This is a genomic window from Dolichospermum sp. LEGE 00240, assembly GCF_015207875.1.
Taxonomy (GTDB): domain Bacteria; phylum Cyanobacteriota; class Cyanobacteriia; order Cyanobacteriales; family Nostocaceae; genus Dolichospermum; species Dolichospermum gracile.
On the sequence record NZ_JADEVZ010000028.1, the window covers coordinates 45,878 to 57,383 of the forward strand.

At 40.0% G+C, this 11,506-nt stretch carries 10 protein-coding genes; 4 read left to right on the forward strand and 6 right to left on the reverse strand.

The window, feature by feature from the left end; genetic code table 11:
- Window positions 1–34: 34 nt before the first annotated feature.
- Window positions 35–1,807, reverse strand: coding sequence for an N-acetylmuramoyl-L-alanine amidase (locus IQ226_RS11590; protein WP_193895509.1), 1,773 nt, complete (start codon window positions 1,805–1,807; stop codon window positions 35–37).
- A gap of 208 nt (window positions 1,808–2,015) precedes the next feature.
- Here IQ226_RS11590 and IQ226_RS11595 point away from each other — a divergent pair, with 208 nt between their 5' ends.
- Window positions 2,016–3,650 carry a CTP synthase gene (locus IQ226_RS11595; RefSeq protein WP_193895511.1) on the forward strand — a complete coding sequence of 545 codons (1,635 nt, stop codon included), beginning with the start codon at window positions 2,016–2,018 and terminating at the stop codon, window positions 3,648–3,650.
- 404 nt (window positions 3,651–4,054) lie between these two features.
- Here IQ226_RS11595 and IQ226_RS11600 read toward each other — a convergent pair whose 3' ends face one another.
- From IQ226_RS11600 to IQ226_RS11615, 4 genes are all read right to left on the reverse strand, one after another.
- The gene (locus tag IQ226_RS11600; RefSeq protein ID WP_193895513.1) at window positions 4,055–4,954 is read right to left on the reverse strand and encodes an ROK family protein; all 900 of its coding nucleotides are present in this window, start codon (window positions 4,952–4,954) and stop codon (window positions 4,055–4,057) included.
- Between the two features lie 58 nt (window positions 4,955–5,012).
- Window positions 5,013–5,177: a hypothetical protein gene (locus IQ226_RS11605; protein WP_168465168.1), complete on the reverse strand. Its 165-nt coding sequence runs from the start codon at window positions 5,175–5,177 to the stop codon at window positions 5,013–5,015.
- A gap of 193 nt (window positions 5,178–5,370) precedes the next feature.
- Window positions 5,371–6,261 (reverse strand): ABC transporter permease, encoded by an 891-nt coding sequence (locus IQ226_RS11610; RefSeq protein ID WP_193895515.1) that lies wholly within the window; start codon window positions 6,259–6,261, stop codon window positions 5,371–5,373.
- Window positions 6,262–6,882, reverse strand: coding sequence for a Uma2 family endonuclease (locus IQ226_RS11615; RefSeq protein WP_193895517.1), 621 nt, complete (start codon window positions 6,880–6,882; stop codon window positions 6,262–6,264).
- Window positions 6,883–7,157: 275 nt separating this feature from the next.
- Here IQ226_RS11615 and rseP point away from each other — a divergent pair, with 275 nt between their 5' ends.
- Entirely contained in the window at window positions 7,158–8,258 is a 1,101-nt protein-coding gene (rseP, locus tag IQ226_RS11620; protein ID WP_193895519.1) for an RIP metalloprotease RseP, read from the forward strand.
- Window positions 8,259–8,465: 207 nt separating this feature from the next.
- Window positions 8,466–9,137, forward strand: a complete 672-nt coding sequence (gene nth, locus IQ226_RS11625; protein ID WP_193895521.1) for an endonuclease III — start codon at window positions 8,466–8,468, stop codon at window positions 9,135–9,137.
- 321 nt (window positions 9,138–9,458) lie between these two features.
- Here the strand turns inward: nth and IQ226_RS11630 are convergent, their stop codons facing one another.
- A complete protein-coding gene (locus IQ226_RS11630) occupies window positions 9,459–9,953 on the reverse strand; it encodes a TM2 domain-containing protein (RefSeq protein WP_193895523.1) in 495 nt (164 codons plus the stop codon).
- Between the two features lie 106 nt (window positions 9,954–10,059).
- Between IQ226_RS11630 and dusB the strand changes: the two genes are divergently transcribed.
- The gene (gene dusB / locus IQ226_RS11635) at window positions 10,060–11,112 is read left to right on the forward strand and encodes a tRNA dihydrouridine synthase DusB (RefSeq protein ID WP_193895525.1); all 1,053 of its coding nucleotides are present in this window, start codon (window positions 10,060–10,062) and stop codon (window positions 11,110–11,112) included.
- The last annotated feature ends 394 nt before the right edge of the window (window positions 11,113–11,506 follow it).

Genomic DNA, 11,506 nt, shown 5'->3' on the forward strand with positions numbered 1-11,506 from the left:
AAAATAACCAAAAAAGAATAAAAAGACTAATATCCTATTTAACCACTTTAAACCACTCAGTCACCCCATCAGCCAATGTCTTGGCAATTTTCTGCTGTTGTTGAGAGTTGACTATCTCCTCAAACTCATTAGCATTTTTCATAAACCGAAATTCTAATAATACCGAAGGTGCAGCACTAGGACGAGTCAGGGCTAAGTTATTCCAAAATACACCAAAAGAGGGTTGAGGAAGTTTGTTAACTACATAATTATGTAAAAATACTGTGGGGCTATGTGCCTGGGGATGATACCAAAAACTCACTAAACCCCTAGTATTAGCAGTATTACTATTATCAGGTAAAAAGTTGTAATGAATGGAAAGTGCGATCGCAGGTTCTTCTCTATTAATTATCACCTGACGTTGCACTAAAGAAACATCCTGATCATCATCCCTTGTCATTACCACCTTAGCACCACGCTTGGCCAACTCATCCCGCAGTAACTTAGAAACTAGCAAATTTACATCTTTTGCTAAATATCCCGTCGGTCTACTTGAACCAGATTCTTTACCACCATGCCCTGGATCAAGTACAATTTTGATGCCAGATAAAGGTAAAAGTTTGCTATTTTTAAGTTTTGGTGGATGACGTAAAGTTAAAACCAAAGTTGTATTGTCATATCTCAGCTTATAACCCCACTGTTGGAGCTTTTTGAGGTTAAAAGTATATTTGACCTGTGTAGGGCTTGCCTGTTGCCAATCTAGGCGAGAAATCAGGGGGTCATCATCTAGGCGAATTGTGTCCGTTTGCGCAATGGTATTGTGAAGGGTGAGAATAAAGGAATTATTTCCCTGTTCCACACTCACCGGTACAGCAATTTCTAAGGGGAAACGAATTTCTGTCGCTTCAGCTAATTGCCGATAACCCACACTCCGAATCACCGTCTGTGGTGCGATAGCGAAGCGCTCCGTAGGAATCGCACCTGATATAATTTTAGTGTCCTTGCTATTAATCCAAGCACCATAGTCTAAGCGCAACCATTCACCGTCCTTACCCGTAACTTTTACCATAGTTCCCTTTGGCAATGGTGTCAGTCTTGAGTAGTCGCTACTAAGACCAGTGCGAGTAACGCCCGATTCTGATGCAATTTCTGCAACTGGTAACTGTGTGGGGGACAGAATTTCGATTTTGCCTAAACCAGTTTGAGTTATTCTTTGATCATTAATTTGTAAATTAAATTGAGGTTTTCCTAAATCAGCAGCATTTGCGACTGTTGTACAACCTTGGTATTTGGTAAGACTAGAAAGATTAGGCTGATTTAACCCCGTCAAAACACTTGAATTTGGAGGTAATTGCGCCTGGGAAGGTTGGGGTAAAAGGGCAATATTTTGATTTACCAGATTCACCCAGACAGTAGCTTGAGGTGGTGCAACTGCACTAAAACAAATTAATTCTCCTGGTAATCTGGCAATATTAGCAGCAGGAGTCAAGGAATCCTTCGCAAAGCCTAAACCTTGGGGTAACTCAGGTTGAGTGGACACCCTGATGATCTTAATCTCTCGTTCTTGATTTTGGTAACGGACTTTAAATATATTTTCCCCTAACTGCAAGGGAAAACTAGGGGAAAAATGCCCAGCTTTGCTACGGTTAATCAGCTTACCATTAATTAAAACCTGACCCTGGGAGGGTGCTGTACCGATAAAAAATATTTTTTCTGTGCTGGTTTGGTAGTTTGTCGGGGGAAAAACTACTAAAAGTGGTTCTTGTGCTAATGCAACTGAGGAGGTGAATAAGAAATTAAATAATACTAACCCTAAGAGTTTTTTCATGGACAAACACAGAAGATTTGAGGATAGAGACTGTGGCACAATAGCCAAGATAGAATCAAATATGAATGCAAAAGTGGCAATACATTGGTCTCAAATAAGAGAATTCAATCGGGTAAAATTCATCCTGCATACAAGCCTCCAACATTGTTTACACAAATTCTCCTGCGGGAACAAAATCTATTAAGAGTTGCTAGAAATTGAAAATACTATGACTAAGTTTATCTTTGTAACTGGGGGCGTTGTTTCCAGTATTGGTAAGGGCATTGTAGCAGCAAGTCTGGGACGTTTGCTGAAATCCCGGGATTATTCGGTTTCGATTCTTAAACTCGATCCCTATATTAACGTTGATCCAGGCACGATGAGTCCCTTTCAACATGGGGAAGTTTTTGTCACCCAAGACGGTGCAGAAACGGATTTGGATTTGGGACATTACGAGCGCTTTACTGATACTTCTATGTCTCGGTTAAACAGTGTTACTACTGGCTTGATTTATCAGTCAGTTATTAACAAGGAACGCCGAGGCGACTACAATGGCGGCACTGTTCAGGTAATTCCCCACATTACCAATGAGATTAAAGACAGAATCCTCAGAGTTGCTAAAGAAACTAATCCTTCCGCCGTGATTACGGAAATTGGTGGAACTGTAGGTGATATTGAATCGCTACCATTTTTAGAAGCAATTCGCCAACTGCGAAAGGAAGTAGGAAAACGTAATGTGTTATATATGCACGTTACTTTATTGCCTTGGATTGCTGCTGCGGGAGAGATGAAAACCAAGCCTACTCAACATTCTGTGAAAGAATTGAGATCCATTGGCATTCAACCAGATATTCTAGTATGTCGGAGCGATCGCCCTATTCCTGTGGGCTTGAAACAAAAGTTATCAGAATTTTGTGATGTCGCTGTAGAATGTGTTATTACCAGTCCAGATGCCCGTAGTATCTATGAAGTCCCAGTAATTTTAGAACGGGAAGGATTAGCCGAACAAGTTCTCAACTTACTGCAAATGGAACAACGTCAACCCAATATGACACAATGGGAAACGATGGTGGACAGGATGTATAATCCTCAACACACCGTCGAAATCGCCATTGTTGGTAAATATGTGCGGTTAGGTGATGCCTACCTTTCTGTGGTTGAGTCTTTACGTCATGCGGCTATTGCAACTCATGGTGATTTGCGTCTGCGGTGGGTAAACTCAGAAGCTTTGGAAAATGAACCACCGGAAAACTATCTATCAGGTGTTGATGGTATTATCGTTCCTGGCGGTTTTGGTAGTCGGGGGATAGACGGGAAAATTGCGGCGATTAAATACGCACGCGATCGCCAAATTCCCTTTTTAGGTTTATGCTTAGGAATGCAGTGTTCTGTGATTGAATGGGCGAGAAATGTCGAAGGCTTATCTAATGCCAATAGTGCCGAATTTGACTCATATACGGACAATCCAGTTATTAACCTGTTGCCAGAACAACAGGATGTGATAGATTTAGGCGGAACAATGCGCTTAGGATTATATCCTTGTCGGGTACTTCCCAACACCCTAGCTTTCCAACTTTATCAAGAAGAAGTCATTTATGAACGCCACCGTCACCGTTACGAGTTCAACAATGTTTACCGCAGTCAGTTATTAGATTCTGGTTATTTGGTCAGTGGCACATCTCCAGATGGTAGATTAGTGGAAATTGTCGAATATCCCAAACACCCCTTCTTTATCGCTTGTCAATTTCACCCTGAATTTCAATCTCGCCCTAATGCACCTCATCCCTTATTCAAAGGACTGATGACCGCTGCCATTTCTCAATCCCATTCCGCAACTGCTACACCTAAGCCTGTACAAGTGTGACAGGTGACAGGTTACAGGTGACAGGTTACAGGTGACAGGTTACAGGTGACAGGTTACAGGTGACAGGTTACAGGTGACAGGGAACAGAAAAATTCAGTTGTATAATTAACTCTGTCCCATTATTTAGGGCTTGCCGAAAAAACGTAAAACGTAAATGAATCAAAGGTTTGAAGTTGATAAAAAGGAAAATAGTTGCAAGGTTTTTGAGGAGGAGTAGCACCAAAACGGAGCATTTTACCTCTAATAAACTTAAAAGTTTGGGGGTGACAGATAGCTAAAACTGTCACCTGTCAACTGTCACCTGTCACCTCTCTTCACTAGAAGACTTATTCAGCAAACCCTATTTAATAGACATCTCCGAGAAATAATGTAGAGACGTTCCATGGAACGTCTCTACAAAGGTTTTAGGATACGCATATTTGTCTAATTGTTAATGCTAATTTAGCAGCGCCTACCATTCCTGCTGCATTTCCTAATTCTGCGGGGAGAATTTGCAAACCTGCGCGAGATGTTGGTAAAACTCGTTTTTCGATTTCTGCTGTTAATGACGGTAAGAAAAACTCAAAACTTGCACTTACACCACCACCAATAATAATGGCTTGGGGTGTCAGCACATAGAGTAAACTGGTTAATCCAATTCCTAAGTCCTTACCATATTCTTGCCAAAAAGTCAAGGCTTCTGGATCTCCAGCTTGAGCGAGTGCGCCTAATTCTGCTGGTTCTTTGCCTGTGCGACGACGGATAGCAGATATGGAAGTATGCTGTTCTAATGAACCTTGATTGCCACTATTGCACATCGGTCCATCGGGATTTAAGGTAATTAAACCTAATTCTGCTGCTGCACCTTGATGTCCGACAAACAATTTACCATCAAGAATAATTGCTCCACCAACGCCAGTTCCCAAAGTTAGTAAAATCAAATTGGGGAAATTTCGACCTGCACCTAACCAAGCTTCTCCTAAACCAGCACAGTTAGCGTCATTTGCCAAAATTGTTGGTTTACCCGTTTTGGCTTCTAACCAATCTGCTAAGGGGACATCATGCCATCCTATGAGATTAATAGCAACTTTGGCAATGCGTCCCGTAGCATCAGCAGGACCCGGAGTACCCAAACCAATGGCGATACTTTCATTATTGGGGTCAATTTGGGCGATCGCATCTACAATAGCAGATAATACCGCCTCTGGTGTTGCCGGTTGGGGAGTATCCACAGATAAAGATTGTAAACAATTACCATCTGCTGTAAATCGTCCCAACTTAATCGCAGTCCCCCCTAAGTCAATTCCAATTACTTGTTTTGTCATTAGTCAGTTGTTCGTTGTCAGTTGTCAGTTGTTATTTTTCCCAATTACCAATTACCCATTACCCATTACCCTTTTTCATAACTTGCACATTTGCAATTGGGTATGAAGTTTTGTGTGCTTGTTGCCAATCTGTGATGGGTGCGCCTTTTAAAATACCAGATAAAGCTACAGAAATCATGAATCCACCTGTAGCAGCCGCAATTAAAGTAATATTATCGTTCACAAAACTCTCTCAGGTTGTTAGTTATCAGTTGTTAGTTATCAGTTGTTAGTTATCAGTTATTAGTTGTTAGTTGTCAGTTGTCAGTTGTTGGTTGTCATTAGACATCTCCAAAAAAGAATGTAGAGACGTTCCATGGAACGCCTCTACAAGGGTTCTAGGATACGCATATTTAATTTCTGGAGATGTCTAATGACTATTGCCTATTTTCTCTTCTCAGACGAGGATTGACAAATTCATTTAAGCCTTCACCAAGTAGTGATAACCCTACAACTAAAGTTGTCATTGCTAAACCAGGAAATAAGGTAGTCCACCAAATGCCTGTAGGTAGTGCTTCTAGAGCTTGTTTTAAATCATATCCCCATTCCGGTACTTCTTCGGGTAATCCTAAACCTAAAAATCCTAAACCGCCTAAGACTAAGATGGCATCTGCGGCGTTGAGGGTAAAGAGGACGGGGACGCTTTGAATAACATTGAAAAATAGATACCGAGATAAGATAACCCAGGTAGAAGCACCCATTGCTTGTGCAGCTTCGATGTACACTTCAGTTTTGACGCTAACGGTGTGGTTACGAACGACGCGATAATATTGGGGAATGTAGGCTATACTAATGGCGATCGCTGCATTTAAGATACCTCTCCCCACGACAAAAGCCAATGTTACTGACAGTAGCAATCCTGGCAGTGTATAAATACTATCCATGAGAAACAATAGAGCTTTATCTAATTTTCCTCCCAAATAACCGCTAACCATTCCCAACGGCACACCAATGATCATACTCAAAGATGTTGCTAAAGTCACAACTTGTAACGCCGCTTGCACACCAAACACACTGCGAGAAAAGACATCATAGCCTAAACGACTTGTACCAAACCAATGTTTAACCGAAGGCGCTTCATGAATAGGGTTAGCCAGAAATTCCTTCGGGTTTTGCAACCACCCCCAACTTTGGAAAACAGGAGCAAAAAAGGCTAAAAAGATGAAAAATAGAGTCATACCTAACCCAATCTGCATTAATCCCTGGGAAAGGCTAGGATTTTTCGGAAATTTCCAGAAATTCGGTAATTGCTTTTTTGTGATGGTCATCTAAACACCGGCTTTAAAAATTTGATTAGCAGTTAAATTTAACTCTGGCCAACTTGGTGATATGATCAGGTCATGATCTCTAAACTGACTAACTTGATATTCTTCATCTATTAGGTGATAAATAGAAATAGTTGGTTGTTTGGGATTGCCAATAAATGCTCTACCACCTAAAGCAGCATAATCAACAATCCAATATTCAACAATCCCCATTTGTTCATAGTCAGCCAGTTTTTTGTGGTAATCATCACGCCAATTTGTACTGACAATTTCCACCACAAGAGGAACAGACGCAGATTCACTAATACTAGACTGTTTTTTCCACAAAGGTTCATTGACGAGATTAGACCGATTTAACAGTATTATGTCTGGTAAGTATGCTGATTTGCTGTTTGCTGATTTGATTAAAGCTGTTTTGGGGATGAAATAAGGAAGTTTTAGCCGACTAAACTCTAATGTAATTTGTGTAGCTAAAAATCCCACAATTTCTTCATGATCTCCTACGGGTGGTGTCATTTCTACAATTACTCCATCATGTAATTCATAGCGGACTCCTGTATTTGGATACCACTCTGTAAACTCTTCAAAGCTGACTAATTTAGTTTGAGGTAAAGCCTGAATCATAATTTACCCGCCTATAAAATTGTAGAGTGAGTTAGCTATGTTTAACTATAAGAGTACCGTGATATATGGCTTCTGACCTAATTTTTATACTCCATTCAAGTGGATCACACTATATCATATTTGCAGCTGATAATTATATCAAAAAAGTAACACAACTGCATTTCTGGGCAAGAATAGCCCAACTGAGACAAAACTAATACAGGAAATGGGTTCTGTCTGCCCATTCCCAAACTACAATAAGAATATATATCCGAATATTTTGATTAATTTGCTCTATGTCAGTTTTAGCAGCGATCGCAGTCTTGGCTATTTTGATCTTAGTACATGAGTTGGGACATTTCTCAGCCGCCCGTTCTCAAGGCATTTATGCTAACCGCTTCTCCTTGGGTTTTGGTCCGATTCTTTTAAAGTACCAAGGATCAGAAACAGAATACACTATCCGTGCCTTTCCCTTGGGTGGCTTTGTTGGCTTTCCCGACGATGATCCAGATAGCGAAATTCCCCCCAATGACCCAAACTTGCTGCGTAACCGCCCAGTTTTAGACCGTGCGATAGTCATTAGTGCCGGTGTCATCGCCAATTTAATCTTTGCGTATTTAATGTTGGCTTTGCAACTGGGCATCGTTGGTATACCCCAAGAATTTCAGTATCAACCAGGTGTACTTGTCAAACCTGTAAACGAACAATCCGTCGCTTATCAAGCAGGGATTCGGGAAGGAGACATTATTCTCGCTGTGAATGGTCAAGAAATTCCACTAGGTAAAGATGCAACCACATTATTAACCAAGGAAATCCAAACCCACCCTAATCAAGAAATTGACCTGAAAATTCAACATGAAACCCAACAAACCAACCTGAAACTAACACCGAAACAAGGTGCTGATGGTAAAGGTGTGCTAGGAATTGAATTAGGTCCAAATGGTAAAGCAATTTATCGTCGTCCTCAAGATGTTGTCGAGATTATCAAAGTTGCAGCTAATCGCTTCCAACAGTTAGTTGTGGGAACATTTCAAGGTTTTGGGCAGTTAATTACTAATTTTGGGCAAACGGCGGGGCAAGTTTCAGGTCCTGTGAAAATCGTCCAAATTGGCGCACAATTAGCAGCTAGTGATAGCACCAATTTATTTTCTTTTGCGGCAATTATTAGTATTAACTTGGCAATTATTAATATTTTGCCTCTTCCCGCTTTAGATGGTGGACAATTAGCCTTTTTATTCATTGAAGGATTATTTGGTAAACCTTTACCTAACAAAATCCAGGAAGGTGTGATGCAAACTGGCTTGGTGTTAATTTTAGGATTAGGTCTTTTCCTGATTGTCAAAGAAACAACCCAATTAACATCTCAGCTAGAATGGGTACAAAAATTCTTTCAGTAAATACAAAGCAGGAGTCAGGAGTCAGGAATCAGAAGTAAAACTAGCTTTGTGTATAGGTTTCAATTTAGATTTTGTATCTCCTAACTACGCACCCTGCTGTATTCACTAGCGTTAGTTGCCAGTTAACCAATAGATGAGTAAATTCAAAAAACTATTGACAACTGACAACTGACCACTAACAACTGACCACTAACAAGAGAAAATTGATTGACTCGCAAATCACTAACCAAAAAACAACGGGCTTTAGAAATTCTTTCCCGTATCCAGCATCTTTATCCAGACGCAACTTGCTCCCTAGATTATGCCACCCCTGTACAATTATTAGTAGCCACTATTCTTTCCGCTCAATGTACAGATGAAAGGGTAAACAAAGTCACGCCAGGATTATTTAGCAAATTTCCTGACGCGGAAAGTCTAGCAAATGCAGATTTAACAGAGTTAGAAGAATTGGTACGTTCGACAGGTTTTTATCGCAATAAAGCCAAGAATATTCAAGGCGCTTGTCGAATGATTGTTGAGGATTTTAACTCTGTTGTTCCCAACAAAATGGAAGACTTATTAAAACTTCCGGGAGTAGCCCGAAAAACTGCAAATGTGGTTTTAGCCCATGCTTATGGTATTAATGCTGGAGTAACTGTAGATACTCACGTAAAGCGTTTAAGTCAGCGGTTGGGATTGACAAAAAATACCGAACCTGTGGGAATTGAAAAGGATTTAATGAAGTTATTACCCCAACCAGATTGGGAGAATTGGTCAATTAGATTAATTTATCATGGTCGGGCTGTCTGTAAAGCCCGTTCTCCTAGTTGTGATATTTGTAAGTTGGTTGACTTGTGTGATATGAATTTATCTGATGCAAAGTCACAAAAAACAAAGTAACTCATTCATAATCTAAATGAGTCATTGCAATCCTACAGGACTTACGCAACTGGCACATTGGTAGAGTGCTTTACTACTGCATAAATCCTGCCAATAAATAGATTATTGATATCTGACGCATCCTACAACACCTGAGTTCGGTGTTAGGAGTTTCTCCTTCGGAGACGCTACGCGAACGGAGTTATGATTTTTTCAAGGAGATCATCAGGGTTTGAGACTCATACTTGGGGCAGTTTTCCACAAATTATCTTATGTCGAACTCAGGTTACAACAGATTTTTAGTGCGACTGAGGTAATGAATAAAGATGCTATTTTTGATTATTACAATTCATCAAAATAATAAGTCACGACTCCAGAAATGGGGTCATTACCAATTCTGATATGATTTGATTTCAGCATTTCTTGGAGTGTAGCTTCGACTTCTGCAAAACTCATTCCTGTAGCCTTAACACCTTGAGTTACAGTTAAACTACCACCCTTAGCTTCTGCGGCTTCTATGAGTTTAACAATCATTGGTTTCTCCGCTGGTTTGTGAACTTGGGAAATAAATATCCGTTCATTCATGGGTACGCCTAAAGGTGATAAACCTGCTTTTAGTAGTAATTTCTGCTCATATTCGTCCACCATATTAGGTATGATTAATAAATCATAGATTTGTCCCAAGTAAAAGAACCCACAGGTAAAGAACCATAATAAACCAGTAGCCGTTTTACCATTATATAAGCGATGTAAACCACCTATTCCCAAAAAACCAGCCCCACACAAGAGGTAAGAGACAAGAAGACGGTCTTTATGTTCAGTATTTTTTATAGTCATCTTATTTATGTCCATTAGGATTTACTGGTTTAAAAACCCACACTGCAATTAACTACCCTTGGTTAGTCTTCGATTCCCCAATTAACCATTATATTTATTTATCACCATGATTTCCCTTTCTCCTGAACTGCAAGCTAGACTTGCCACACCCCTAAAAATTGGCTCATTTGAGGTTAAAAGCCGGGTTTTACAGTCTCCTTTATCGGGGGTGACAGATATGGTATTTCGGCGTTTAGTGCGTCGTTATGCACCAGACTCCATGATGTATACAGAAATGGTAAATGCAACGGGTTTACACTATGTTAACCAATTACCAAAAATCATGGAGGTAGATCCTCAAGAAAGACCTATTAGTATTCAATTATTTGATTGTCGTCCCGATTTTTTAGCAGAAGCAGCTATAAAAGCGGTTGCGGAAGGTGCGGATACCGTTGATATTAATATGGGATGTCCTGTGAATAAAATTACTAAAAATGGTGGTGGTTCTTCCTTATTACGTCAACCAGAAATTGCGGAAGCAATTGTACGGGAAGTTGTCAAAACAATAGATGTGCCTGTAACTGTAAAAACTCGCATTGGTTGGAATGATCAGGAAATTACTATTCTTGATTTTGCGAAAAGAATGGAAGACGCGGGAGCAAAAATGATTACCGTGCATGGACGCACTCGCGCTCAAGGTTATAATGGTAATGCGCGGTGGGAATGGATAGCTAAAGTCAAGGAAATTTTGTCAATTCCTGTAATTGGGAATGGGGATATTTTTTCTGTGGAAGCTGCGGTAAAATGTTTAGAACAAACTGGTGCAGATGGAGTAATGTGTTCTCGTGGAACTTTAGGTTATCCCTTTTTAGTTGGTGAGGTTGATCATTTCTTAAAAACTGGAGAATTATTACCACCACCTAACCCAATTCAACGCTTAGAATGTGCCAGAGAACATCTTTTTGCTTTATGGGAATACAAAGGAGATAGGGGGGTACGTCAAGCTCGTAAACACATGACTTGGTATGCTAAAGGCTTTATGGGTGCGGCTGATTTACGGGGTAAATTAAGTTTAATGGAAACTGTCCAACAAGGTTTAGATTTGATTGATGGTGCGATAGAAAGATTAGCAAATGGTTATGAAATTGAAGAAGAAGTACCAGCTATTATTGCACTTTAGCATTGATTTCTAGGTGAGGTTAAGCGATAGGTTAACACAAGCTAAGGGACTTCCAAATAAAAAAATACTCAACCACCTAACGCAAAAATCTCTCAAACCCTTATTCCTCTGTGTCCTCTGCGCCTCTGTGGTTCGTTAATCAGGATAATTTATTTCTTGGAAGTCCCTAAGTAGGTTGGCGTTGAAAATTGTCATTATGGCAAGGCAAAAGGCAAGAGTGAAGAGGGTTTAGGCGATTTTACATTTTTTTACACAGTTTGGTTTTATCCCACATTCCGCAGATGTGACCTAGATTATTGGGATTTTTGAAAAATTTCAGCCAGGAAAATTTTATCTACCTAATTTTCTGGTTGAGTTTAACTTTATTTGCCAAAAAATAGAACATATTAAGTAA